The sequence below is a fragment of the Hoeflea sp. BAL378 genome (assembly GCF_000759435.1).
In the GTDB taxonomy this organism is placed as follows: domain Bacteria; phylum Pseudomonadota; class Alphaproteobacteria; order Rhizobiales; family Rhizobiaceae; genus Hoeflea.
On the sequence record NZ_JRJG01000074.1, the window covers coordinates 20,931 to 44,571 of the forward strand.

The window sequence follows — 23,641 nt, forward strand, 5'->3', positions numbered from 1 at the left end:
GCGTCCGGGTCTCGTACCGAGACGGAAGCACATATCGGGAGTTGCCGGCACAGGTGGACGTTGCGCGGCTTCGCCGTGACGGTACTTTCGATTTTCCGGATGATCAATGGGGGCGAGGCCCGTGAGCGTGTCCGCCAGACGCGTCCCATGGGATAGGCTGTTTTCTCAGTGTGTTGCGTCGTACCGAAGCATACTTCCGTATAGCTTCGGACGGGCAAAAATCATTCCCATTCGATGGTGCCGGGCGGTTTCGAGGTGACGTCGTAGACGACGCGGTTGATGCCCTTGACCTCGTTGATGATCCGCGTGGCGGTGCGCCCGAGGAAATCCATGTCGTAGGGGTAGAAATCGGCTGTCATGCCGTCGACCGAGGTGACGGCGCGCAGCGCGCAGACGAATTCATAGGTGCGGCCGTCTCCCATCACGCCGACGGTCTGCACAGGCAGCAGCACGGCGAAGGCCTGCCAGATCGTGTCGTAGAGGCCGGCCTTGCGGATCTCGTCGAGATAGATGGCGTCGGCCTGGCGCAGGATCTCGAGCTTTTCCCGGGTGATGCCGCCGGGGCAGCGGATGGCGAGGCCCGGTCCGGGGAACGGGTGGCGGCCGATGAAGCTGTCGGGCAGGCCGAGCTCGCGGCCCAGCACCCGGACTTCGTCCTTGAACAGTTCGCGCAAGGGTTCGACAAGCTGCATGTTCATGCGCGCGGGCAGGCCGCCGACATTGTGGTGCGACTTGATGGTGACCGACGGGCCGCCGGAGAAGGAGACGCTTTCGATGACGTCGGGATAGAGCGTGCCCTGGGCGAGGTAATCGGCGCCGCCGATCTTCTTCGCCTCTTCCTCGAACACTTCGATGAACAGCCGGCCGATGGTCTTGCGCTTGGTCTCGGGGTCGGCCTCGCCCTCGAGCGCCGAGATGAAGCGGTCGGACGCATCCACCATTTTCAGGTTGAGATTGTAATGGTCGCGGAACATGGCGACCACGTCGCGCGCCTCGTTCATGCGCATCAAGCCGTGATCGACCAGGATGCAGGAGAGCTGGTCGCCGATCGCCTCGTGGATCAGGAGCGCCGCCACCGAGGAATCCACCCCGCCCGAGAGCGCACAGATGACCTTGCCGTCGCCCACCTGGTCGCGGATCTTCTGCACCATCTCGGCCCGGTAGGCCGCCATCGACCAGTCGGCCTTGAGGCCGACGATCTTGTGGACGAAATTGGACAGGAGCTTCGCGCCGTCGGGCGTGTGCACCACCTCGGGGTGGAACATGGTTGTGTAGTAGCGCTTGTCCTCGTTGACCGAGATGGCGAAGGGGGCGTTGGGCGAGGTGCCGATCACCTCGAAGCCTTCCGGCAGACGCGTGACCCGGTCGCCATGGCTCATCCACACCGGATATTTCTTGCCCACTTCCCAGAAGCCCTCGAACAGCGGCGAGGACTTGAGGATCTCGACATCGGCGCGGCCGAACTCGCGGTGATGGCCGCCCTCGACATGGCCGCCGATCTGTTGGCACAGCGTCTGCTGGCCGTAACAGATGGCGAGGATCGGCACGCCTGAATCGAACACCGCCTGCGGGGCGCGGGGCGAGCCCTCGCGGGTCACCGAATCGGGCCCGCCGGAAAAGATCACGCCCTTGGGCCGCATCCGCTCGAAGCCGTCCTCGGCCAGCTGGAACGGGACGATCTCGCAATAGACGCCGGCCTCGCGCACGCGCCGGGCGATGAGCTGCGTCACCTGACTGCCGAAGTCGATGATCAGGATGGAATCGGGATGGGTGGTGTGGAGGATATCGTTCATGGCGAGCCGTTAAGCCAAAACCGCTCCGGATGCAATCGCCGCCTCGACGCGATCCACCGCATCGGCCAGTTTTTCGTCGATGACGTGGAGATACTCGGTCCAGTCGTCGATGTGGCTGAGCTCGGCCTTGCCGTCGGAAATGCCGCGCAGGCCGATGACCGGAACCGAGAACAGGTGGGCCGCGCGCACCACCGCGAAGGTCTCCATGTCGACCATGTCGGCATCGATCGCATCATAGGCCGCGCCCGAGACGATGTTGGCCCCGGTCGACAGGCTCGCCTGCGGCACGCCCTCGGCGATCACCGGCAGGGGCAGCGTGGCGGGCAGGTCGAGAAACGGGGTGCGGCCCTTCTCGAAGCCGAGCGGGCTTGCATCCATGTCGCGATAACTCACCGAGGAGACCTGGTAGACATGGGTCTGCTCCAGGAGCCGCGAACCGGCGGAGCCGAGGCAGACGAGGCAGTCGGGTCCGCCGGCGGCGAGGCCGGACAGCCGGGCAGCCACCGCGGCGGCGGCCTCGACCGGGCCGACGCCAGTCATCAGCGGCTCAAACCTCGCCTTGAGGTGCGGGCCGTATTCCGGCTCCGCGGCCATGACGTAGAGAATGCGGCGGCGGCCCACGGTCTTGATCTCGCCCCTCATCCGGCAATCCCCTCCCGCCCGCGCACCACCATCATGGTGCCGGTCATCGAGGCGATCAGCTTGGCCGGCCCGTCGGCGATGGCGTAGGCGCGGCCGTCGCTGACGATGATGGTGTTGCCGGGCTTGGTGACCTCGCCGCGAAACAGGAAGCGGTCGCCACGCCCGGGTGACAGCAGGTTGATCTTGAACTCGATGGTCAGCACCGCCGCCTCTTCCGGCATCACCGAAAGCGCCGCGTAGCCGCAGGCCGAATCGAGCGCGGCGGAGAGAATGCCCGCATGCAGGAACCCATGCTGCTGGGTGAGATCCTCGCGGAACGGCATCTCGATCTCGACCACGCCGTACTCGACCTTGGTCAGGTCCGCGCCAATGGTCCGCATGGCCTTCTGGCGCGCGAAGCTCGCGGTCACGCGTTCGCGGAAATTCTGATCGGGTATTTCATCCATGCGGCAATCCGCTCCCTGGCTTTTCGCAGGTGCGAAGGTGCCAAGCGGTCCGGCAAACAGCAAGCGGTTTTTGCGGGATCGGCGGCTCAGACCGGATTGAGCCACCAGATTGTTGCGTTGAGCAGGCCCGCGAAGCTGACCCAGAGCGCATAGGGCAGGAACATCAGCGCCGAGGGACGGTCGCGCCGCCAGGCCAGCGCGATGAAGGCGAGGATCGAAACCAGCATGCCGGCCAGCACGACCAGCGCCAGGTCCGGGCGCCGAGCCGTGAAGAAGACCAGCGGCCAGAGGAAGTTGAGCGCGATCTGTGTGAACCAGAGCCTGGGCAGGGGGCCATGCCGGTCGCGGATCCACACGCGCGCGCCGGAAATGCCGATGAGGATGTAGAGGGCGGTCCAGACCGGCCCGAAGATCCAGTTGGGCGGATTGAACCAGGGCTTTGTGAGCGCCGCGTACCAGGGCCCGGGCATCGAGAAGAAGCCGACCAGGCTGCCGCCGGCCACGGTCAGGACCACGAACAGGATCAGTGTCACGGCGTTCGATTTGCTCATGCCTTCGCCTTTTAAAGATCATCCGCTCGCGGGCCCGGGAGCCGGCTTGCCTCAACCATCAGAGCTTGCGCCGGAACGCCATGAAATAGAACCCGTCGGTTCCGGTGCGCCGCGGCGACAGCACCAGGCCGAGATTGGCGGTCGCATAGGGGACCGGCGCCTCGGCATCCGCCACCGCCGACTTCCAACGCTGCTTGAGGCCGATGGTTTCAAATTCCGGATGCCGCTGCAGGAAGGCCTTGGTGCGGTCGGTGTTTTCCTCGGGCAGCAGCGAGCAGGTGACATAGGCAATCTCGCCGCCGGGGCGGACATAGTTGACCGCCTCGTCAAGCACCTTGTCCTGGTCGGCGATGCGGTCGGCGATGTTCTTTTCCGAGATGCGCCACTTGGCGTCGGGACGGCGCCGCCATGTGCCGGTGCCGGTGCAGGGCGCGTCGATCAGCACCCGGTCCATGCGCGCCTCCAGCCCCGCCAGATTGTGGGCGCGCTCCTTGATGTAGATGTTCTCGGCGCCGGCGCGGCGGATGCGCTCGACCATCGGAGCGAGCCTCCGGCGATCGGAATCATAGGCGTTGATGCTGCCCTCGTTGTTCATCATCGCCGCGAAGGCCAGCGACTTGCCGCCGCCGCCGGCGCAATAGTCGAGCACCATCTCTCCCGCCGCGGCGCCGGCAAGGCCGGCAGCGAGCTGCGAGCCCTCGTCCTGGATCTCGAACCAGCCGCGGGCGAAACTCACTTCGCTGGTGGCGGCGATCTGGCGCTGCGGTCCCTCGCCGGCCTCGATGCGGATGCCGTTGGGCGCGAGCCTTGTGGGCCTGGCGCCCTGGCCGGCAAAGGCCTCCAGCACCTCGTCACGGGTGGTCACGAGCGTGTTGACCCTGAGATCGAGCGGCGGGCGCGCGGTCATGGCCTGGGCCTCGGCTTCCCAGTCCTCGCCGAAGGCGCGTTCGAAGGACGGCGCCAGCCATTCGGGAATGTCGGCGCGGACATGGGCCGGGGCCTTCGACAGGTCGCGGGCCAGGCAGTCCGTGAGCGTTTCGACCGAGGGGATCTCGGGGGCGAACTTGTCGCCGTCGAGGCTGGCCGCCAGTTCTTCTGGGCTCACCTTCCACTGCCGCAACAGCGTCGCCACCGCGAGCGCCTCCGGCTGGTCACTGTCCATGACGAAGCCATGCGACAGTTTCATCCTCAGCGCATCGTGCACAAGGTTGGAAATCGCCGCGCGATCGCCGGATCCGGCGAAGCGGTGCGACAGGCCCCAGTCCTTGAGCGCGTCGGGGACCGGGCGGTGCCTGGTCTCGATATCGGTCAGGACTTCTATGGCTGCTTGCAGGCGTCCGCCGAGGCGCATGGTCTGGTCTCCCGATGCATGTCGCGCTCAGAGGGTCGGGGTCGAACGTCAGCGCATATGCAGGATTGCTAAGGTGCACTGCGCCATGAGCGCGGTCCCATCGGGCGCGCGGGCGCTTGTGCTCGCCCCCTGCTAGCCGGTCACCTCGTCCATAGCAAGCGATTCGGCCCGGTCCCGGCCTAGATGCAGCGGCCGCCGTCGACTTCCATGGCGACGCCGGTGATCATCGAGGCCTCGTCGGAGCAGAGGAAACAGGCGGCGTTGCCCATGTCCTCGGGCGTCGAGAAGCGCCCCAGCGGAATGGTCGAGAGGAACTTCGCCCGGATCTCCGGCGTGTCCTCGCCCATGAAGGATTTGAGCAGCGGCGTTTCGCCGGCTACCGGATTGATGGCGTTGACGCGGATGCCCGAGGGCGCGAGTTCCACCGCCATGGTCCGGGTCGCGGTGATCATCCAGCCCTTGGAGCAATTGTACCAGTTGAGCCGCGGCCGCGGGCTGACGCCCGCCGTCGAGGCGACGTTGAGAATCGCGCCTGCGCCCCTTTGCTTCATGCCCGGCACGAAGTGCCGCGCGGTGAGGAAGACCGACTTGGCGTTGACCGCGAGCACCCGGTCGAAATCCTCTTCGCTCACATCCTCGAGCGGCGTGGGCAGGTGGGTGATGCCGGCATTGTTGACGAGGATATCGAGATGGCCAAAGCGGCCGAGCACGGAAGCGGCCATGGCGCCGACGCTGTCGTTCTTCGAGACATCCACCGTGATGGCGATGGCGCGGTCGCCCAGACCGGAGGCGAATTCGCTGGCGGCCTCGGCATTGATGTCGGCGATGGCGACGCGGGCGCCCTCGTCCAGGAACTTGCGGACGATGCCCGCGCCAAATCCGGATGCGCCGCCGGTCACCAGCGCGGTCTTGCCTTCAAGTCTCATCGGTCTCTCCATGGAAAAATCTACTTGCCGTGCCAGACGGCGACGGTCTTGAGCGCCGAGAAGCCGTAGAGCGCCTCGAAGCCCTTCTCGCGGCCGTGGCCGGACTTGCCGACACCGCCGAATGGCAGCTCGACGCCGCCGCCGGCGCCGTAATTGTTGACGAAGACCTGGCCGGAGCGGATGGCGCGGGCGAGCCGCATCTGCCGGCCGCCGTCGCGGGTCCAGACGCCGGCCACCAGGCCGTAGTCGGTGCCGTTGGCGATCGCCACGGCCTCCTCCTCGTCGCGGAACGGAATGATCACCTGCACCGGGCCGAAGATCTCGTCACGCGCCAGCGCATGGCCGGGATCGACGTCGCCATAGAGCGTCGGGCGGACGTAATGGCCGCCCATCGGCGCGGATTTGGGCATCTGGCCCTCGGCCACCGGGGCCAGGCCATCCTCGTCGGCCTCGGCGAGAAAGCCCTGGACAATGTTCTTCTGCCGCGCCGAGATCAGCGGGCCGACCGACTGGTCCTCCATCGCCGCACCCACGGTCAGCGCCTTGTAGCGCTCGCTCATCAGGCGGACGATGTCCTTGTGCAGCGAGGCTTCCACGAGGATGCGCGAGGACGCCGAGCAGGTCTGGCCGGCGTTCTGGATGCCGGCATTGACGAGGAACGGCAAGGCGCGGTCGAGATCGGCGTCGGCGAAGACGATCTGCGGCGACTTGCCGCCGAGCTCGAGCGTCACCGGAACCACGTTCAGCGCCGCCGCCGTCTGCACCTTGCGGCCGGTCTCGAGCGAGCCGGTGAAAGAAAGATGATTGACGCCGGGATGCGAACAGAGCGCGGCCCCCGCCTCCTCGCCCAGCCCCGGCACCACATTGAGCGCACCGGCGGGCAGGCCGCACTCAACCGCGATGCGGGCGAAGGCCAACGCCGTGAGCGAGGCTTCCTCGGCCGGCTTCAGGACCGCGGCGTTGCCCATCGTCAGTGCCGCGCCCACCGAGCGGCCGAGGATCTGCATCGGGTAGTTCCAGGGAATGATGTGGCCGGTCACGCCATGCGGCTCGCGCAGGGTGAAGACCGTGTAGTCGTTGAGATAGGGAATGGTCTCGCCATGGATCTTGTCGGCCGCGCCGCCATAGAATTCGAGATAGCGCGCCAGCGCGCGGGCATCGGCGCGGGCCTGGCTGAGCGGCTTGCCGACATCATGGGCCTCGAGCTTGGCCAGCCACTCGACATTCTCCTCCACCGCGCGGCCGATTTTGGCGAGCAGCCGGCCCCGTTCGGCGGCGGGCATCGCGCCCCATTCGCCGGCGAGTGCCAATTGCGCCGCATCGACGGCCGCCTCGATCTCGGCCTTGCCGCCGCGGGCGATGCGGCCGATCTCCAGGCCGGTCGAGGGGTCCTCGACCGGCAGGGTGCGGCCGCCGCTGGCGCCGATCCATCGCCCGCCGATCAGGCATTGGCTGGTGTCAAATCCGGCGTCGAGGGTGTCGGTCACGGTCATTCCTTTCGTCCAGTCAGGTCGCGGGCGCGGCAAGCGCCGCTTCGAGCGACGGGGTCGCGGCCACCAGCTCCCTCGTATAGGGATGTTGCGGGTTGCGGAACACGCTTTCGGTCTCGCCCTGCTCGACAATGCGGCCGTCCTTCATCACCAGCACCCGGTCGGTGATGGCGCGGACGACCGACAGGTCATGGGAGATGAACAGATAGGAGAGGTCGAGCCGGTCGGAAAGCTCGGCCAGCAGGTCGAGGATCTGGGCGCGGATCGAGACGTCGAGCGCGGAAACCGCCTCGTCGAGCACGATCAGCGCCGGCTCGATGATCAGCGCCCGGGCGATGGCGATGCGCTGGCGCTGGCCGCCGGAGAATTCATGGATGTATTTGGAGGCGTCGCCCGGCGACAGGCCGACTTCGGTGAGGGCGCGGTCGATGCGGCGGTCGAGCTCGGCGCCGGTGGGCGGCGACTTGATGAGGTGGAACGGCTCGGTCACCAGCCTGCGCACCCGGTGGCGCGGATTGAAGGAGCCGTAGGGATCCTGGAACACCACCTGCATCCTGGCCCTTAGCTCCGGATGCGGACCCTCGCCGGCGCTCGAGACAAGCTGGCCGCCCAGCCGGATCTCGCCGCCCTGCAGCGCGTCGAGCGCCAGGATGGCGCGGGCGAGCGTGGACTTGCCGCAGCCCGATTCGCCCACCAGCCCGACATTCTCGCCGTGGGAAATGGTGAAGCCGACCTTGTCGACGGCGCGGAACGGCGGCCGCCTGACGAAGAGGTTGCGGCGCGGCTGCGGATAGTCGCGCACCACGTCCGAAACCGACAGGACCGGCACGGCCGAGGGCTCGGGCTTGCGGCCGCGGTCGGGCACATGGGCTGAGGCCGAGAACAGGGCGCGTGTATAGGGGTGGCGCATCTCGCGAAAGACCTCGCGCGTCGGCCCGGATTCCACCACTTCGCCTTTCCTGAGGATGGCGATGGTGTCAGCCATGCCGGCGACGACGGCGAGGTCATGGGTGATCAGCATCAGCCCCATGTCCTCCTCGCGCACAAGCTCCCGGAGCAGGTCGAGGATCTGCGCCTGGGTGGTCACGTCCAGCGCCGTGGTCGGCTCGTCGGCGATTAGCACCTTGGGGCGAAGCGCGATCGCCTGGGCGATGACGACGCGTTGGCGCTGGCCGCCCGACAGGTCGTGCGGATAGCGGTCGAGCGGGAAGCGGCTTTCCGGCAGGCCGACGCGGTCGAGCATCTCGCGGGCGACGCCGAGCGCCTCGCGGCGGCTCGCGCCGGTGTGGACGCGAACGGTCTCGGCCACCTGGTCGCCAATGGTGCGCACCGGGTTGAGCGCGGTCATCGGCTCCTGGAAGATCATGCCGACGTCGCGGCCGCGCATCTGGCAGAGCGCCGCCTCGTCCTTGCCGGACAGGCTGACGCCGCCGACAAGAATCTCACCGCTCCAGTTGCTGCCGCGCGGCAGAAGCTGCATCACCGACAGCGCGGTCATGGACTTGCCCGATCCCGATTCGCCGACGACGCCCAGCACCTTGCCGGGCTCGAGCGTGAGATCGATGTCGTGCAGCACGGGGTGGCCGTGGATGTCGAGCCTCAGATTGGAGATGGACAGCGCGCTCATCACCGCTCCCGTCTCAGCTTCGGGTCGAACAGGTCGCGCAGGCCGTCGCCCATCAGGTTCAGGCCGAGCACGGTGATGATGATGGCGAAGCCCGGGAACAGCGCCATGTGCGGGGCCAGCGAAATCAGCGTCTGGGCGTCGGCCAGCATCCGCCCCCAGCTCGGCAGCGGCGGCTGAGCGCCCAGGCCCACATAGGCGAGCGCCGCTTCGGCGAGGATGGCGAGCGAGAACTGGATGGTGCCCTGCACGATCAGCAGATTGGCGATGTTGGGCAGGATGTGCTCGGCCGAGATGCGGGCCGCTCCCTTGCCCGCGACCCGGGCGGCGAGGATGAAGTCCCGGGTCCACAGGGACAGGGCAGCCCCGCGCGACAGCCGCGCGAACACAGGCACGTTGAAGATGCCGATGGCGATGATGGCGTTGACCGCGCCGGGGCCGAAGACGGCGGTGATCATGATGGCGAGCAGCAGCGACGGGAAGGCGAAGACCAGATCGTTGCCGCGCATGATGATCTCGTCGATGAAGCTGCCGCGGCGGGCGGCGGCATAGAGGCCGAGCGGAACGCCGACGATCATGCCGATGCCGACAGCTATGAAGGCGACCGCGATCGATACCCGCGCGCCGACCATGATCATGGAAAACATGTCGCGGCCGAAATGATCCGTGCCGAACCAATGGTGGAGCGACGGGGTCTGGAGTTTGGTGGCGATCGAGAGCCTGGTCGGGTCGAACGGCGTCCAGACGAAGGAGATCAGCGCGAGCGCCACGAAGACGGCGGACAGAACGAAGCCGATGACGAAGGCCGGATGGCCCAGCGCCATGCGCAGGAAGGTTCTTTCGGTGGACCCGGCCCCGCTCATCGGCGGTGCCTTCTGAGCCGCGGATCGGCCGCGGCATAGGCGAGATCGACCAGGAAGGTCACCACGATGACGGCGAAGACCAGCAGGATCACCACCGAGCGGACGACGATCAGATCGCGCTGGGTGATGGCCTGGAACACCAGCCGGCCGAGGCCCGGCAGGTAGAAGACGTTCTCGATGATGATGCCGCCGGCAAGCAGGAAGGAGAATTGCAGGCCGATGATGGTCAGCACCGGGATCAGCGCGTTGCGCAGCGCGTGCCGCCACAGGGCCTGGCCCCGGCTCAGGCCCTTGGCGCGGGCCGTGCGCATGAAATCCTCGTCGAGCGTGTCGATCAGCGACGAGCGCATGACGCGGGCGAGAATCGAGGCCTGCGGCAGGGCGAGCGCGATGGCCGGAAGCGTCAGCGCCTTCAGCGCCGGTACGAAGCCGGCGTCCCATCCGGGAAAGCCGCCGGCCGAGACCCAGCGCAAATTGACCGCGAAGATCAGCACCAGGATCATCGCGAACCAGAAATTGGGGATCGCCACGCCCAGCTGGGTGGCGCCCATCACCGACAGGTCGGCGGCCGAATTGCGCCTTGCGGCAGCGATGATGCCGGCCGGGAAGGCGATCAGGGTCGACAGCGCCAGGGCATAGAGCGTCAGCGGCAGGGAGATCATCACCCGCTCGGAGATGAGCTCGGACACCGGCACCCGGTAGGTGTAGGAGACGCCGAAATCGCCCTGCAGCAGGCCCGCGACCCAGCCGAGATATCGGAGCGGCAGCGGCTCATCGAGACCCATCTGCAATCTCAGCGCCGCCACGGCCTCAGGGTCGGCGTTGATGCCCATCATGAAGGAGGCGGGATCGCCCGGCACCACTTCCATGACCAGGAAGATCACGAGGCTCGCCGCCACCAGGCTGAGCGACAGCGACACGAAGCGCCGGAGCAGATAGGCGGTCATCTTGCATGGTCCAGGAGCATGGGTGAACCGGGGCCGGACGTCGCGCCGGCCCCGGCGCTTGCATCAGGTATCACTCTTCCCAGTAGACGCCGGTCATGTCGTTGGCCTGGGTGGGCGAGTTGGGCCACAGGCCCTTGAGCTTGACATTGGTCACGCCGGTGCGGGGAAGCTGGAACAGGTAGGCGTTGACATAGTCGTCAGCGATCTTCTTCTGCGCCGCCTGCATCAGTTCGGTGCGCTTTGCCGGATCGGTGGCGTTGGCGAGATCGTCCATGATTTTCTTGAAGTCCGGATCGGCGTACTGGAAGTAATAGTCGTCGCGGGCATAGATGCCGATGTCCATTGGCTCGGTGTGCGAGATCACGGTGAGATCGAAGTTCTTGCCCTTGAACACGTCCTCGAGCCACTGCGCCCATTCGACATTGGTGATCTCGGTGTTGATGCCGACCTCGCGCAGCTGCGCCGCGATGATCTCGCCGCCACGGCGGGCATAGCTCGGCGGCGGCAGCTTGAGGCTCAGCGTCAGGTCGCTGACGCCGGCCTCGGCCAGGAGCGCCTTGGACTTTTCCGGATCATAGGCCGACTGGGCGGTCAGATCGACATAGGCCGGGTTGTGCGGGGCGAAATGCGTGCCGATCGGCGTGCCGTAGCCGAACAGCGCGCCGTCGATGATCGCCTGGCGGTCGATCGCGTGCGTGATCGCCTGGCGCACCCTGATGTCGTCGAGCGGCGGCTTCTTGTTGTTCATGGCGAGAATGGTCTCGCCTTCCGACGAGCCGATGATCACCGCAAAGCGCGGATCGGCCTCGAACTGGGTGAGGTTCTCGGGCGCCGGGAAGGCCGGATAGGCGTCGAGGTCGCCGGCCATCATGGCGGCGAAGGCCGCGGTCGGATCGGAAATGAACTTGAAGGTCACTTTCTCGAGCTTGACCGGTTCGCCCCAGTAGTCGGGGTTGCGGACGAGGTCGACGCGGTCGCCCTTGACCCATTCACCGAAGGCGAAGGGACCGGTGCCGACCGGCTTGGCGGCGTTGTCGGCCGCCGTTTCCGGCGCGACGATCACCGCATCGCCCCAGGCCATGTTGAACAGGAACGATCCGTTCGGCTTGGACAGCGTCACCTTGACGGTCGCCGGATCGACCACCTCGACCGAGGCGATGTCGGCGAACAGCGCCTTCTGGGCATTGGTCGAATCGTCCGCGCGGGCGCGGTTGAGCGAGAACTTCACGTCCTCGGCGTCGAAGGCCGAGCCGTCGTGGAACTTGGCGCCGGAGCGGAGCTTGAACGTGTAGGTGAGGCCATCCTCGGAGATCTCCCAGCTTTCGGCCAGCGCCGGAAGAATCGAGCCGTCGGCGCCGAAGCGGGTGAGGCCCTCGAAGACATTGGCGTAGACCACCTCGTCGATCGCCGCGGCCGCGCCGCCGGTCGGATCGAGATTTGGCGGCTCCAGCTGCATGCCGATGGAGGCGTCCGTCCTGGCGGCCAGCGCCGGCGCCGGCCCGAATGCCAGACCCAGCGCCAGTATCGAAACGGCCGCGGCCGCGATCGAAGTCCTTGTCATGTGTTCTCCCCTTGCTCCCGTTGGACGGCCCGCGGTCAACCGCGTCCGTGCAGAAGATCGTCCAGGGCGAAGGCCATCACCTTCGCCGAATCGACCATGTCGTCAATGCCCACATATTCATCCGGCTGGTGCGCCAGATCGAGGATGCCGGGGCCATAGGCGATACAGTCTTTCAAGCGGCCAATCCGGTCAATATGTTTCTGGTCGTAGGTGCCCGGCGAGACGACATGCACCGGCTCGCAGGAAAGTGCTGCGCGGATGGCGCGCTCCACCGCCTTGACCACGGGGGCATCCACGGAAGTCATGGTCGGGCTCACCTGCCAGAGTTCCTCGAAATCATAGCGGAAGCCGGGCCGCTCCGCCTTCACCCGCTCGAGCAGGGCGACGATTTCCTCGCGCACCTCGGAGCCCTGCTCCTCAATCAGGTAGCGCCGGTCGATCACCATGCTGGCCTGGTCGGGCACGCAGGCCGAGGGGAAGCCGGTGTAGCCGGCTTCGGGCTCGGCCTGGCCGCCATGCAGCGAATTGATGTTCATGGTCGACTGGCGCGCGCCGTCGGGCACGACCGGCATGGCGGTGCGCCGCGCCGCCAGCGCCGGAAACAGCGAAGTCTCCATTTCCGACAGGACTGCGCCCATGTGTCGCACCGCGCAATCGCCCAGGAACGGCATCGAGCCGTGGGCGATGCGGCCGTGGGTGCGGATCTGCGCCCACATGACACCGCGGTGACCGAGACAGATGCGGTCCTTGTTGAGCGGCTCGGGGATGATGACGTGCTGCACGCGCTCGGGCGAGAAATAGCCCTGCTCGGCAAGCCAGGCCACGCCGCCATAGCCGCCGGTCTCCTCGTCGGCCGTGCCGGAGATTTCGACGGCGCCCGGATGATCGGGCCAGAGCGTCACATAGGCCTCGGCTGCGACGATGGAGGCAGCGAGCCCGCCCTTCATGTCGCAGGCGCCGCGGCCATACACCTTGCCGTCGGACACGGTTCCGCCAAAGGGATCGAAGGTCCAGCCCAAGCCGGTCTCGACGACGTCGATGTGGGAGTTGAAATGCACGCAGGGGCCCGGCCGGCCGCCTTCGCGGCGGGCGATGACGTTCCAGCGCGGATGCCGCTCGCTGTCGCCCGGGGTTCCCTCGGCGCGCAGCAGCTTGACGTCAAAGCCGGATTTTTCCATGCGCCGGGCGAGATAGTCGCAGATGTCGCGGTAGAACTCGCCGGGCGGGTTGATCGTCGGAATCCGGATCAGGTCCTGGGTCAGGGCGACGAGGTCGTCGCGCCGGGCGGCGATTTCCCGCGCAAGGGCCTGGTGTCTGTCCGGCGAATGGTCGGCCTGCGCCATGTGATGTCTCCATGCTGTCGCGCCACAATAGCGCGGCAGCCGGATCTGGCAAGCCGGCCGGGTTCAGGAAACCACGTGAAAACAAACCTTTGCGACGCCGGAATTGATCATGCCCAATTGACCGGCGGCGGCCTTGGAGACATCGATGATGCGACCCTTGACGAAGGGCCCGCGGTCGTTGATGCGCACGACGACGGTCTTGCCGTTGCGGGGGTTGGTCACCTTGACGCGGGTGCCGAAGCTCAGGCGCGGATGCGCGGCGGTGAGCTTGGCCGGGTCCATGCGTTCGCCCGAGGCGGTTTTCGACGTCAGCGCATACCAGGAGGCGCGGCCGCAGGAGGGATTGGCGGCAAAGGCCGGGCTGGCGACGCTCGCGGCCAGAATCGAAGACAGGATCAGGGCTCCGGCGCGGGCGCGGGCTCGGGTGGATGTCATGAGGCGGTTCCTTGAATCGGTTGAACCGGCGTGGTGCGGGGAGAACCGGGCAGGAAAGAGACCGCTCAAATCACTTGTTGTTGCCGAATGTTGCGACGCGGCAGGAGTCCGCCGGTCAGGCCCCGTCGCGGAGCAGGCCCTCGAGGCCCGACACATAGTCGGGAAAACGGAATTCGTACCCCGCCGCCTTGATCTTCGCGTTGGCGACCCGCTTGTTCTCGCCGTAGAAGGAGCGCGCCATCGGCGACAGGTCGGCGGTTTCGAAATCGCTCTCCGGCGGCGGCTCGACGCCCATCAGCCGGGCGGCGAATTCGACGACGTCCTGCGGCGGCGCGGGCCTGTCGTCGGTGACGTTGAAGATCCCGCCCAGACGCTCGCGGGCTAGCAGCGCCGTCGCCCCGCCGATGTCGGCGACATGGATGCGGTTGAACACCTGGCCGGGCTTAACCAGCCGCCGCGCCTTGCCCTCCTGCACCGTTCTCAGCGCATTGCGCCCGGGGCCGTAGATGCCCGACAGGCGGATGACGGCCAGCGGCACGCCGGCCCGGTCCGCCAGCCCGGCCCAGCCCTCTTCGGCCGCCAGCCGCGCCACTGAGCGTTTCGACACCGGGCGGCAGGGCGTCTCCTCGTCGACCCAGTCGCCGCCATGGTCGCCATAGACGCCGACGGTGGAGAGGTAGCCGATCCATTCGAGCGCAGGCAGGGCTTCGCCAAACCCGGCAGGGAAGGCGTCGAGCAGCGGATCGCCGCCCGAATCCGGTGCGATCGACATCACCAGATGGGTGGTTCGGGAGAGCTCTGCGGCGAGATCCGGCGAGGGGCGTCCGCCGTCATAGACGAAGGGGCTGAGGCCGGCGGCCCGGAGATCGCCGAACCGGGCGGGTCCGCGGGTCGTGCCGGCCAGGCGGTCGGCCTCCGCCGCCAGGGCCCGGGCAATCGCGAGGCCGGAAAACCCGGCCCCGAAGATCGTCACATTCATCGACATGTTTATCCCCCATTCGAAGTGTTCGCCGCTGCAGCGGCGGTCAGCCGGCTTCGGCCAGGGCCAGCCGCCATTCCTCGCGGACCTGGCCGTCGGCGTCGCCGCCCTGGCCTTGCGCCAGACCCTGCATATAGGCCGGTCCGGTCAAGACCGACAGGGCCCAGACCGCGGCGCCGCGCACCAGAGGCGACGCATCCGGCAGCAGCGCCCGGCAGGCCGGGACCAGAGCGGGATCGCCGCTGTTGCCGGCGGCGATCAGCACATTGCGCAGGAACCGGTCGCGGCCGATGCGCTTGACCGGCGAGCCCGAGAAGAACGCCCGGAACGCCTGATCATCCATCGAAAGGAACTGGGCCAGCGGCGGCGAGCGCAGATCGTCGCGCGCCACGAGCTTGGCTTCGCTGGCCGCCGCGGCGTATTTGTTCCAGGGGCAGGCCGCCAGGCAGTCGTCGCAGCCATAGATGCGGTTGCCCATGGCGCGACGGAACTCACGCGGCACCGGGCCCTTGTTCTCGATGGTGAGATAGGAGATGCAGCGCCGCGCGTCGATCTGGTAGGGCGCGGGAAAGGCATCGGTCGGGCAGATGTCGAGGCAGGCCCGGCAGGAGCCGCAATGATCGGTTTCGGCCGCGTCCGGCGCAAGCTCGATCGTCGTGAAGATCGAGCCCAGGAACAGCCAGGAGCCGCGGCTGCGGCTGACAAGATTGGTGTGCTTGCCGATCCAGCCCAGCCCCGCCGCCTGGGCCAGCGGCTTTTCCATCACCGGCGCCGTGTCGACGAAGACCTTGACGTCGCCGCCGGCGCGCGCGGCGAACTGGCCGGCGAGCTGCTTGAGCCGGCCCTTGATGATGTCGTGGTAATCGCGGTTCCTGGCGTAGACCGAGATGCTGGCGTTGGACCTGTGCTCGAGGTTCTCCAGCGGATCGACGTCGGGGCCGTAATTCATCGCCAGCATGATCACCGAGCGGACCTCGGGCCAGAGGACGAGCGGATTGCTGCGCCGGTCCAGGGTCTCGGCCAGCCATTGCATCGAGCCGTGCCGCTTGAGGGCGACGAACTGTTCAAGCCGCCGGTGCAGGTCGGAGCCGGGATCTGGCCTTGTCACGGCGAGATCGCAGAAGCCGAGCGCCCGGGCTTCGACCTTGAGAAACTTCTTGAGACGGTCGGCTCCGGCGTCGGTCATGGCCGCCGTCGGATCTGGGCCGGACCGGCTCATGGCCTAGAAATCGAGATCGGCGTAATGGGCAACCGGCGGCATGTTGCGGATCCGGTCGGCCAGAAGCGGCCTGAAGGAGGGGCGGGACTTGACGCGCTGGTACCAGTCCTTCGCCTGCGGATACTCGCTCCAGTCGATCTCGCCCAGATAGTCCATCACCGACAGCGCGCTGGCCGCGGCAAGATCGGCATAGCTCAGCCGGTCGCCGGCGAGCCAGGTGCGGGATCCGGCGAGCCAGGAGAGATATTTCATGTGCTGGCGGATATTGGCCCGGCCGGTGCGCAGCATCTTCGGGTCCGGCGCGCCCGCGCCGTTGCTCGCAGGCATCAGCAATTTGACGATGCGCTCGCGCACCAGCGGCCGCGCCACATCCTGCTCGAACTTGATCAGGAACCATTCCACCAGCCGCCGGATCTCGGCGCGCTTGAACGGGTCCTCGGCCAGCAGGCGGCGGTCGCGCTTGAAGACGCCGAAGGATTCGTCGAGCCATTCGGCGATGACATGCGGGCCGCACAGGGCATGCCCGTTGTCGGTCACCAGCACCGGCAGGGTTCCCGCCGGATTGATCTTCAGGAAGGCCGGCCGCTTTTCCCAGGGCAGTTCCTCCGTGAGATCCGTCACGAAATCGACCTCGCTGAAACAGACCCGAACAAAGCGGGACGCGGCCGAGATTGTGTGATGATAGAGATCTGGCATGGTTATGCTGAACGTGTTTGCGTTGGCGCCGGCGCGCGGGACTGGTCAGTTTCCGGAAAATAGAGCTATAGGGATTGGCCAACCGCAAGACAAGCGAATCACTCCACCGATCTTGGCGAACCCTTGTGGCGAAAATGAGCGATGCAACCGCGGGTCGCGGATATCAGTCGAGACAGGGATAAGTCCGGGATGAATGACACAACGCTTGTGGGGGCCCTTCTCGGCCTCATCGAAGGCCTCACCGAATTCGTGCCGGTCTCCTCGACCGCCCATCTTCTGCTGGCGGGCCATTTCCTGGGGTTCAAGTCTCCCGGCAACAGCTTCGAGGTGCTGGTCCAGTTGGGCGCGATCCTGGCGATCCTGTCGGTCTATTTCGCCCGGCTCTGGAAGCTCGCCATGGATCTTCCCTCGAGCGCCAAGGCGCGGCGGTTCGTCGGCGCCGTGGTGCTGGCCTTCCTGCCGGCAGCGGTGATCGGGGCGCTGGCGCACGGCTTCATCAAGTCGGTGCTGTTCGAATCCCCCGCGCTGATCTGCTGGGTGCTGATCGGCGGCGGCATCATTCTGCTCCTGATCGACAGGATGAAGCTGACGCCCAAATACACCAATGTCATGGATTACCCGCTGTCGCTGGCGTTCAAGATCGGGCTCTGCCAGTGCCTGGCGATGATCCCCGGCACCTCGCGCTCGGGCGCGACCATCGCCGGCGCGCTGCTGATGGGAGCCGACAAGCGCTCGGCGGCGGAATTCTCGTTCTTTCTCGCCATGCCGACCATGGTCGGCGCCTTCACCCTCGATCTGTACAAGAACCACGACAAGCTGGCCTATGACGACGTCGTCACCATCGTGGTGGGCTTCATCATGGCGTTCATCGCCGGCGTGATCGTGGTGCGCAGCCTGCTGGATTTCGTCTCGCGGCACGGATTTGCGCTGTTTGCCTGGTGGCGCATCCTGGTCGGCGGGCTCGGGCTTGTCGGCCTGTGGCTGATGAGCTAGGGCGCCGCGCGTTCAGGCGAGCCGCCTGGTGTATGCAGGGTGCTCGGGTATCTTAGAGGAAGTGGGCGTCCCGGTTGGTCGCGGGGCGCGCTCAGGGGGCCGAACGCTATTCGGTGATCGCCTGCATGGCGCAGGGATCGACGCCATAGGCGGGCGTGCAGCCCTTGGACGAATGGGCAACGCTGCGTGGCGCGAAGGCGGACGCGGACAGAATCACCACAATTGCAAATGCGAATGCGGATACGACTGTTTTACCCATAACTGATCTTCATCCCGACTTGTTCGCCGCCGAGCCCTGGTGACCGAGGCGCGCGGCAGTGTGTTGTGTTGAAGGCATGCGTTTCGATGCTGCGCATCGAGACCTGTGTGGTGAGGCATGCCGCCGCGAAGATCCGTCTCCGCGCGAAGCAGGGGGCGATCTACGCGGCCCTGCCGGTTCGTTCAAGTCCGATTGGCCCGCGGTCTCCAATAAACCCCAAGAAACTTAAATCATTGCTAAGCATGCGCCATTCCTGCAACACCGCGGCGGACCAGATCCAGCGCCAGAACGGTGAGGCAGATCCTGAAGATCATCTGAAAGTGGCTCTCGGGCATTCGCCGCAGGATGTTGGCGCCGACCCAGGTCCCGGCCAGCCCGGTGAGGATCATCGCCGCCATCAGCGGCAGCCAGGGCGCGAAGGCGAAACCGGCGAGCGCGAAGGCCAGCGTCTTGACGACATGCTGCAGGCTCATCACCGCGGCCGTGGTGGCCTGGAACCGCAACCGGTCGGGAAAGGTCTTGGACAGCACCACCGCATTGAACGGGCCGGTGGCGCCGAAGATCATGGTCAGAAAGGTGGTGACCGCGCCGGTGAGCACGAAGCCCGGCAGCTTAATCGCGGCGAGCCGCGGCAGCCGCATCCAGGTGATGATCAGGATGAATCCGCCCAGCGCCGCCTTGAGCGCGGGTTCGGGCAAGGCCCCGACGGCGATGCCGCCGGTCCAGGCTCCGGGAATGGCGCCGGCCAGGAAGGCCGCCAGGCAGGCCCAGGCGACATGACTGCGGAGGACCGCCGCCCGGCCGACATTGGAGCCGAGCTGCACCACCCCGTGAACCGGAATGATGGCCGCGACCGGTACCAGATAGCCCATCAGCGCCAGCATGGCGACACCGCCGCCGATGCCGACCGAGACGGTCAGCGCCGAGGTGAAGAAACTCATGATGATCAAGATCAGCGCCGCCCAGGATTCAACCCCGGGGGGCGCGAGCAGCGAGAGCAGCGAAGCCGGGTCGGCGCTCAGGCTTCCCGCCCCGTGCCGCTGTACTGGCCATGGACGCGGTAGCGGGTGAGATAGGAGGGCAGGATCGCCTCGACCGTGGTCTGCGGAATCCCGATTCCGGCGAGCGTCCGGCCCTCGCCTTCCGCCTTGTCCGAAACGACGTTGTCGGTTTTCAGAAGCACCACCTGATCGGCCGTGAGCGGCGGCTCGACGAAGGGAATCAGGCCGCCGATCGTGCCGATGAGGGAGGCCAGGCTCCAGGGCAACGGGACCAGGCTGCGCTTGCGCTGGGTGATCTCCAGGATCTCCTCGAGGCACTCCCTGAAACTCATCACCCGGGGTCCGCCCAGTTCGTAGATCACGCCGCCCTTGAGCCTGCCGTCGACGCTGCGGGCGACGGCCTCGGCCACATCGCCAACATAGACCGGCTGGAACCTCGTCCTGCCGCCGCCAACCAGCGGCAGCGCCGGGAAGAACCGCGCCATCTCGGCGAATTTGTTGAAGAAGCCGTCCTCCGGCCCGAAGATGATCGAAGGCCGCAGGATCACCGCGTCGGGCAGGATCTTGAAGACCGCGGCTTCGGCGCGGCCCTTGGAGCTGGCATAGACCGATGCGGAGTCCGGATCGGCGCCGATGGCGGAAATGTGGGTCAGGCCGGCGCCGGAGGCGCGGGCTGCCTCGGCCACGGCGCGCGCGCCGAATTCCTGCACCGATTCGAAGGTGTTGCGGCCGGATTCGAACAGGATGCCGACGCAGTTGACGACGTGATCGGCGCCCATGACCGCCCGGTCGACCGAGGCGCGGTTCCTCAGATTGGCCTGGACGGCCACGATCTGGCCGACGCCGCCCAGCGGCTGAAGATGGACGGCGAGGTCGGGACGGCGAACGGCCACCCGGACGCGGTAGCCGCGGCGGGCGAGCGCGCGGACGATATAGCGGCCGACGAAGCCGGACCCGCCGAATACCGTCACGAGCTTGGGTTGGGTCAGCGATGTCATCTAGGCACTCCCTCGCAGGGTGAATATCAGTGTTGATCCCGCAGGAGCAACCGGATCGGGTCAATGTCCACCCAAGCTCTTAGTCAAAAACGGCGGCGAGGTGAAGAGCCAGACTGTGCGCCAAATGGACCATCGGCGGGTTCAGGCCTCATGGCCTTTGACAATCAGCAATTCGCCCTCGGAAAACTGCTGGCGGATCGCCCGGGCCTTCTGGTAGGTCGCGGAGTTGTAGCAGGCGAGCGCCGCTTCGTAGCTCGGGAACTCGATGACGACGTTGCGCGACCTGGAATGGCCTTCGACCGGATCGAACTCCCCGCCGCGCACCAGGAAGGTCCCGCCAAACTCCCTGTAGGCCGGGGTCGCGGTCTCGACATAGGCCTTGTAGGCCTCCGGGTCCCGCACGTCGACGCGTCCGATCCAGTATCCCTTCGCCATGATCTGCTCCTTCAGGGCTGTGATGAGCTTTGCGCCATTTCCAGACGGATGGCGCGGGCCGCGGCGGCCGGATCGGCGGCGGCGGCGATCGGCCGGCCGACCACCAGGTGCGACGCGCCGGCGGCGAGCGCCTCGGCCGGCGTCATCACCCGCTTCTGGTCGCCGTGATCGGCGCCCGCCGGCCGGATGCCGGGCGTAACGATCGCCATGCCGGGGCCGACGATGGCGCGTACCTCCGCAGCCTCATTGGCGGCGCAGACGATGCCGCCCATTCCGGCGTCGCGGGCTTGGGCGGCGCGGCGCCTGACCAGGTCCTCGGGCGACATGGCGTAGCCGGCTTCAGCGAGGTCGCCGCCGTCCATCGAGGTCAGCACGGTGACGCCCAGCAGGCAGAGGTCGCTGCCGCGCGCGGCTTCGACCGCGGCGCGCATGGCCTTGGGATAGGCATGCAGGGTGAGCATGTCGACGCCCATGCGCAGCACATTCTCCACGCCCTTGGCGATGGTGTTGTCGATGTCGAGAAGCTTCATGTCGAGGAACACCTTGCGCCCCGAGGCCTTGAGGTCGCGGGCAAGAGGCAGGCCGCCGGCGAAGGCGAGCTGGTAGCCGATCTTGAAGAACACCGCCTCGTCGCCGATCCGCGCCACCAGCGCCTCGGCTTCAGCCACCGTCGGCACATCAAGCGCCACGATCAGACGCGGGTCGGCGGCCTCCGGGGCCGGCATGGACACATCAAGCGCAGCATTGGGCATCATGCATTCCCTTCGTGTTTGTCCGCTCCTCGCATGAAGCCGCGGCGATCGCAAGAGGGCTCAGGCGCGCGTCACCGGCCGTTCATCAGCACGCAATGGGTGAGCAGCGACTTGCAGGCATTGACCAGCATAGTCTGGGCCCGCTCTTCCTTGAGCCGTCCGTCCTCGTCGAAGGCGCTCGCCGCAAAGCCGACCGAACATTGCTCGCTGATGACCTGGGTCCCGACATTCATCAGCACGGAGCGGACATGGTAGAGCCCGCGAATGCCCGCGAACCTGCCGTCGGAGGCCGAGCCCAGGGCCACGAAGCGGCCGGCCCAGGGCTTGAACGGCCGGTCGCCGTCCCTGGAAATCAGGCTGACCCAGTCGATCATGTTCTTGAGCAGCGGCGGGATGGAGGAATTGTATTCCGGGCAGCACAGGAACACGCCGTCCTGCGCGGCGATCAGCCGGCCGAGCTTCATGGCGTTGTCGGGAATGCCGGAGCGGCTCTTCAGATCCTCGTCGACAATCGGCAGCGGGTAATCGATGAGCGAGATGCGGGTGACGTCGGCGCCCTGCCGGGCCAGTTCGACCGAGGCGGCGGCCGCCAGCGCGGCGTTGAACGAACCGCTCCGGTTCGAGCCGGGGAAAACGAGGATCTTGGGATTCATGGGCTGCTCCGCTCGGTGTCGGCCGGGTCTGCTAACCCGACGGTTGGCCGATCCATATAGGCTCGCGCGGGCCGGAGCAAATGGCACGGGGGACGGGAAGGCGCAGGAAATCCGCCACGCGGGGCGAAGCACCGGGCGCGGATCGGGTCGAGACGCCGGGCCTTTCGGGACGCGGGGCCCGCCTCAGACCGGGCGGCGGTAGATCCACAACCGCGCCGGCGGCACGTTGCGCATGACGAAATCATGGTGAACCACGGCGAAGCTTGTTCCGCGCGCGGCCACCGGCGAGATCGGACCATAGGAGAACTGCACCACCGGGCGGCCCGGCGGCAGGTGGTCGAGAAGCGTCTCGACCAGGCCGACACGCTGCGCCATGGGGAAGTTGAGCAGGGGAATGCCGGAGATGACGCTGTCGAACAGGCTGGTGCTGAGCTCGCCCAGCGTCGCATCGAGATCGAAGGCGTCGCCGCGAATGAAGCGGACCTCGGGGAAATCCAGTTTGAGGCGGGTGTGGAAATCCTCGGAATACTCGATGGACACGAGATTGGAGGGCGCGACGCCGCGCGCCAGGATCGCCCGCGTGATCACGCCGGTGCCGGGGCCGAGTTCCAGCACCGGAAGCCCGGAGGCCGGATCGATCACCGAGGCCATCGACCGGGCGGTGACGCTCGAGGTCGGCATGATCGCGCCCACGGCCTTCGGCCCGTCTATCCAGCCCTTGAAGAAGCGGATCTCGTCATCGAAACGCCTGACGATCCGCGCTGAAAAATTCATGCCCATATCCTGCACCTTTCGAAGGCCACGCCCGATCCAGAACGCAACCCGCCGATACGATCTGGACAAAGAACATGGTTTCTCTTGGGCGACGCCAGTCCGGGCCGCAAGATCAGTCCGTCAATGTATCAAAAAAGCCCTTCATCCGCGAGAAGAAACCGGTCGATTCGGGGCTGGTCTCCTTGGAGGACAGTTCCTGGAATTCGGTGAGCAGTTCGCGCTGCCGCTTGGACAGCTTCTGCGGCGTTTCGATCGAGATGCGGATATAAAGGTCGCCGAACTGCGCCGAGCGCAGAACCGGCATGCCCTTGCCGCGCAACCGCAGCTCCTTGCCGGGCTGGGTGCCTTCGGGCACCGAGACGCGCGAGCGGGCGCCATCCATGGTGGTGATGTCGAACTTGCCGCCGAGCGCGGCGGTGGTCATCGAGATCGGCACGGTGCAATAGAGATCGGCGCCCTCGCGCTGGAACACCGCATGCGGACGCACCGACAGGAAGATGTAGAGGTCGCCCGCCGGACCGCCGCGCATGCCGGCCTCGCCCTCGCCGGCAAGGCGGATCCGGGTGCCGTCCTCGATGCCGGCCGGGATGTTGACCGACAGCGAGCGTTCCTCGGTGACGCGGCCCTGGCCGCCGCATTTGCCGCAGGGATCGGTGATGGTCTGGCCGCGGCCATGGCAGGTCGGGCAGGTGCGTTCGACCGAGAAGAAGCCTTGCGAGGCGCGCACGCGGCCGGCGCCGCCGCAGGTGGAGCAGGTGGTGGGCTGCGTGCCGGGCTTGGCGCCGGAGCCCGAGCAGACATCGCAGGTGATGGAGGTGGGAACCCTGATCTGCGCGGTCTTGCCGGAATAGGCCTCCTCGAGCGAGATTTCCATGTTGTAGCGCAGATCGGCGCCGCGTTCGCGGCCGCC

At 66.8% G+C, this 23,641-nt stretch carries 24 protein-coding genes; 1 reads left to right on the forward strand and 23 read right to left on the reverse strand.

The window, feature by feature from the left end:
- Nucleotides 1-221: 221 nt before the first annotated feature.
- From guaA to LL06_RS16330, 16 genes are all read right to left on the reverse strand, one after another.
- Nucleotides 222-1,793, reverse strand: coding sequence for a glutamine-hydrolyzing GMP synthase (guaA, locus tag LL06_RS16255; protein ID WP_035529161.1), 1,572 nt, complete (start codon nt 1,791-1,793; stop codon nt 222-224).
- A 9-nt stretch (nt 1,794-1,802) separates the two neighbouring features.
- Nucleotides 1,803-2,435, reverse strand: coding sequence for a 5'-methylthioadenosine/S-adenosylhomocysteine nucleosidase (locus LL06_RS16260; protein WP_035529165.1), 633 nt, complete (start codon nt 2,433-2,435; stop codon nt 1,803-1,805).
- Nucleotides 2,432-2,881 carry a PaaI family thioesterase gene (locus tag LL06_RS16265; RefSeq protein ID WP_035529167.1) on the reverse strand — a complete coding sequence of 150 codons (450 nt, stop codon included), beginning with the start codon at nt 2,879-2,881 and terminating at the stop codon, nt 2,432-2,434. The genes LL06_RS16260 and LL06_RS16265 overlap by 4 nt, the downstream gene beginning before the upstream one ends.
- A gap of 86 nt (nt 2,882-2,967) precedes the next feature.
- Nucleotides 2,968-3,432 (reverse strand): TspO/MBR family protein, encoded by a 465-nt coding sequence (locus LL06_RS16270; RefSeq protein ID WP_035529169.1) that lies wholly within the window; start codon nt 3,430-3,432, stop codon nt 2,968-2,970.
- Nucleotides 3,433-3,490: 58 nt separating this feature from the next.
- Nucleotides 3,491-4,783: an RsmB/NOP family class I SAM-dependent RNA methyltransferase gene (locus tag LL06_RS16275; protein WP_035529171.1), complete on the reverse strand. Its 1,293-nt coding sequence runs from the start codon at nt 4,781-4,783 to the stop codon at nt 3,491-3,493.
- A gap of 179 nt (nt 4,784-4,962) precedes the next feature.
- Complete coding sequence (locus LL06_RS16280) at nt 4,963-5,709, reverse strand: SDR family oxidoreductase (protein ID WP_035529173.1); 747 nt, start codon at nt 5,707-5,709, stop codon at nt 4,963-4,965.
- 20 nt (nt 5,710-5,729) lie between these two features.
- The gene (locus LL06_RS16285) at nt 5,730-7,202 is read right to left on the reverse strand and encodes an aldehyde dehydrogenase family protein (protein ID WP_035529176.1); all 1,473 of its coding nucleotides are present in this window, start codon (nt 7,200-7,202) and stop codon (nt 5,730-5,732) included.
- A gap of 13 nt (nt 7,203-7,215) precedes the next feature.
- Complete coding sequence (locus LL06_RS16290; RefSeq protein ID WP_035529178.1) at nt 7,216-8,826, reverse strand: dipeptide ABC transporter ATP-binding protein; 1,611 nt, start codon at nt 8,824-8,826, stop codon at nt 7,216-7,218.
- On the reverse strand, nt 8,826-9,686 hold the full coding sequence (locus tag LL06_RS16295) for an ABC transporter permease (RefSeq protein ID WP_201772345.1): 861 nt from the start codon (nt 9,684-9,686) through the stop codon (nt 8,826-8,828). The genes LL06_RS16290 and LL06_RS16295 overlap by 1 nt, the downstream gene beginning before the upstream one ends.
- On the reverse strand, nt 9,683-10,633 hold the full coding sequence (locus tag LL06_RS16300; RefSeq protein WP_035529180.1) for an ABC transporter permease: 951 nt from the start codon (nt 10,631-10,633) through the stop codon (nt 9,683-9,685). The genes LL06_RS16295 and LL06_RS16300 overlap by 4 nt, the downstream gene beginning before the upstream one ends.
- 70 nt (nt 10,634-10,703) lie before the next feature.
- Nucleotides 10,704-12,194, reverse strand: coding sequence for an ABC transporter substrate-binding protein (locus tag LL06_RS16305; RefSeq protein WP_035529184.1), 1,491 nt, complete (start codon nt 12,192-12,194; stop codon nt 10,704-10,706).
- A gap of 35 nt (nt 12,195-12,229) precedes the next feature.
- A complete protein-coding gene (locus LL06_RS16310; protein WP_035529187.1) occupies nt 12,230-13,537 on the reverse strand; it encodes an acetylornithine deacetylase/succinyl-diaminopimelate desuccinylase family protein in 1,308 nt (435 codons plus the stop codon).
- A gap of 63 nt (nt 13,538-13,600) precedes the next feature.
- Nucleotides 13,601-13,972: a septal ring lytic transglycosylase RlpA family protein gene (locus LL06_RS16315; RefSeq protein WP_052161650.1), complete on the reverse strand. Its 372-nt coding sequence runs from the start codon at nt 13,970-13,972 to the stop codon at nt 13,601-13,603.
- 115 nt (nt 13,973-14,087) lie between these two features.
- On the reverse strand, nt 14,088-14,951 hold the full coding sequence (locus LL06_RS16320) for an SDR family oxidoreductase (protein WP_035529234.1): 864 nt from the start codon (nt 14,949-14,951) through the stop codon (nt 14,088-14,090).
- A gap of 46 nt (nt 14,952-14,997) precedes the next feature.
- The gene (gene queG / locus LL06_RS16325; RefSeq protein WP_035529190.1) at nt 14,998-16,137 is read right to left on the reverse strand and encodes a tRNA epoxyqueuosine(34) reductase QueG; all 1,140 of its coding nucleotides are present in this window, start codon (nt 16,135-16,137) and stop codon (nt 14,998-15,000) included.
- 36 nt (nt 16,138-16,173) lie between these two features.
- The gene (locus LL06_RS16330) at nt 16,174-16,866 is read right to left on the reverse strand and encodes a glutathione S-transferase family protein (RefSeq protein WP_035529193.1); all 693 of its coding nucleotides are present in this window, start codon (nt 16,864-16,866) and stop codon (nt 16,174-16,176) included.
- A 189-nt stretch (nt 16,867-17,055) separates the two neighbouring features.
- On the opposite strand from LL06_RS16330, the gene LL06_RS16335 reads away from it, so the two are divergent.
- Nucleotides 17,056-17,859, forward strand: a complete 804-nt coding sequence (locus LL06_RS16335; RefSeq protein WP_035529195.1) for an undecaprenyl-diphosphate phosphatase — start codon at nt 17,056-17,058, stop codon at nt 17,857-17,859.
- 495 nt (nt 17,860-18,354) lie between these two features.
- Here LL06_RS16335 and LL06_RS16345 read toward each other — a convergent pair whose 3' ends face one another.
- From LL06_RS16345 to LL06_RS16375, 7 genes are all read right to left on the reverse strand, one after another.
- Nucleotides 18,355-19,059, reverse strand: a complete 705-nt coding sequence (locus LL06_RS16345) for a sulfite exporter TauE/SafE family protein (RefSeq protein ID WP_081964023.1) — start codon at nt 19,057-19,059, stop codon at nt 18,355-18,357.
- Between the two features lie 77 nt (nt 19,060-19,136).
- Nucleotides 19,137-20,117: a complex I NDUFA9 subunit family protein gene (locus tag LL06_RS16350; RefSeq protein WP_035529200.1), complete on the reverse strand. Its 981-nt coding sequence runs from the start codon at nt 20,115-20,117 to the stop codon at nt 19,137-19,139.
- Nucleotides 20,118-20,258: 141 nt separating this feature from the next.
- Nucleotides 20,259-20,552 carry a DUF1330 domain-containing protein gene (locus LL06_RS16355; protein WP_035529203.1) on the reverse strand — a complete coding sequence of 98 codons (294 nt, stop codon included), beginning with the start codon at nt 20,550-20,552 and terminating at the stop codon, nt 20,259-20,261.
- Between the two features lie 11 nt (nt 20,553-20,563).
- Nucleotides 20,564-21,277: an orotidine-5'-phosphate decarboxylase gene (pyrF, locus tag LL06_RS16360; protein WP_035529239.1), complete on the reverse strand. Its 714-nt coding sequence runs from the start codon at nt 21,275-21,277 to the stop codon at nt 20,564-20,566.
- Nucleotides 21,278-21,375: 98 nt separating this feature from the next.
- Nucleotides 21,376-21,957, reverse strand: coding sequence for an NAD(P)H-dependent oxidoreductase (locus LL06_RS16365; RefSeq protein WP_035529206.1), 582 nt, complete (start codon nt 21,955-21,957; stop codon nt 21,376-21,378).
- A 183-nt stretch (nt 21,958-22,140) separates the two neighbouring features.
- The gene (gene pmtA, locus LL06_RS16370; protein ID WP_244447160.1) at nt 22,141-22,731 is read right to left on the reverse strand and encodes a phospholipid N-methyltransferase PmtA; all 591 of its coding nucleotides are present in this window, start codon (nt 22,729-22,731) and stop codon (nt 22,141-22,143) included.
- A 112-nt stretch (nt 22,732-22,843) separates the two neighbouring features.
- A partial coding sequence (locus tag LL06_RS16375) for a molecular chaperone DnaJ (protein WP_035529211.1) occupies nt 22,844-23,641 on the reverse strand: 798 nt, incomplete at its 5' end.

Bases quoted from the DNA above. Each gene is read 5' to 3' on its own strand.
- LL06_RS16285 (WP_035529176.1), bottom strand. From the start codon at position 7,202: ATGACCGTGACCGACACCCTCGACGCCGGATTTGACACCAGCCAATGC.
- LL06_RS16330 (WP_035529193.1), bottom strand. From the start codon at position 16,866: ATGCCAGATCTCTATCATCACACAATCTCGGCCGCGTCCCGCTTTGTT.
- LL06_RS16365 (WP_035529206.1), bottom strand. From the start codon at position 21,957: ATGAATCCCAAGATCCTCGTTTTCCCCGGCTCGAACCGGAGCGGTTCG.
- LL06_RS16295 (WP_201772345.1), bottom strand. From the start codon at position 9,686: ATGAGCGGGGCCGGGTCCACCGAAAGAACCTTCCTGCGCATGGCGCTG.
- LL06_RS16310 (WP_035529187.1), bottom strand. From the start codon at position 13,537: ATGGCGCAGGCCGACCATTCGCCGGACAGACACCAGGCCCTTGCGCGG.
- guaA (WP_035529161.1), bottom strand. From the start codon at position 1,793: ATGAACGATATCCTCCACACCACCCATCCCGATTCCATCCTGATCATC.
- LL06_RS16315 (WP_052161650.1), bottom strand. From the start codon at position 13,972: ATGACATCCACCCGAGCCCGCGCCCGCGCCGGAGCCCTGATCCTGTCT.
- LL06_RS16355 (WP_035529203.1), bottom strand. From the start codon at position 20,552: ATGGCGAAGGGATACTGGATCGGACGCGTCGACGTGCGGGACCCGGAG.
- LL06_RS16320 (WP_035529234.1), bottom strand. From the start codon at position 14,951: ATGAATGTGACGATCTTCGGGGCCGGGTTTTCCGGCCTCGCGATTGCC.
- LL06_RS16280 (WP_035529173.1), bottom strand. From the start codon at position 5,709: ATGAGACTTGAAGGCAAGACCGCGCTGGTGACCGGCGGCGCATCCGGA.
- LL06_RS16270 (WP_035529169.1), bottom strand. From the start codon at position 3,432: ATGAGCAAATCGAACGCCGTGACACTGATCCTGTTCGTGGTCCTGACC.
- LL06_RS16300 (WP_035529180.1), bottom strand. From the start codon at position 10,633: ATGACCGCCTATCTGCTCCGGCGCTTCGTGTCGCTGTCGCTCAGCCTG.
- LL06_RS16290 (WP_035529178.1), bottom strand. From the start codon at position 8,826: ATGAGCGCGCTGTCCATCTCCAATCTGAGGCTCGACATCCACGGCCAC.
- LL06_RS16260 (WP_035529165.1), bottom strand. From the start codon at position 2,435: ATGAGGGGCGAGATCAAGACCGTGGGCCGCCGCCGCATTCTCTACGTC.
- pmtA (WP_244447160.1), bottom strand. From the start codon at position 22,731: ATGAATTTTTCAGCGCGGATCGTCAGGCGTTTCGATGACGAGATCCGC.
- LL06_RS16275 (WP_035529171.1), bottom strand. From the start codon at position 4,783: ATGCGCCTCGGCGGACGCCTGCAAGCAGCCATAGAAGTCCTGACCGAT.
- queG (WP_035529190.1), bottom strand. From the start codon at position 16,137: ATGACCGACGCCGGAGCCGACCGTCTCAAGAAGTTTCTCAAGGTCGAA.
- LL06_RS16345 (WP_081964023.1), bottom strand. From the start codon at position 19,059: ATGAGTTTCTTCACCTCGGCGCTGACCGTCTCGGTCGGCATCGGCGGC.
- LL06_RS16265 (WP_035529167.1), bottom strand. From the start codon at position 2,881: ATGGATGAAATACCCGATCAGAATTTCCGCGAACGCGTGACCGCGAGC.
- LL06_RS16350 (WP_035529200.1), bottom strand. From the start codon at position 20,117: ATGACATCGCTGACCCAACCCAAGCTCGTGACGGTATTCGGCGGGTCC.
- LL06_RS16335 (WP_035529195.1), top strand. From the start codon at position 17,056: ATGAATGACACAACGCTTGTGGGGGCCCTTCTCGGCCTCATCGAAGGC.
- pyrF (WP_035529239.1), bottom strand. From the start codon at position 21,277: ATGCCGGCCCCGGAGGCCGCCGACCCGCGTCTGATCGTGGCGCTTGAT.
- LL06_RS16305 (WP_035529184.1), bottom strand. From the start codon at position 12,194: ATGACAAGGACTTCGATCGCGGCCGCGGCCGTTTCGATACTGGCGCTG.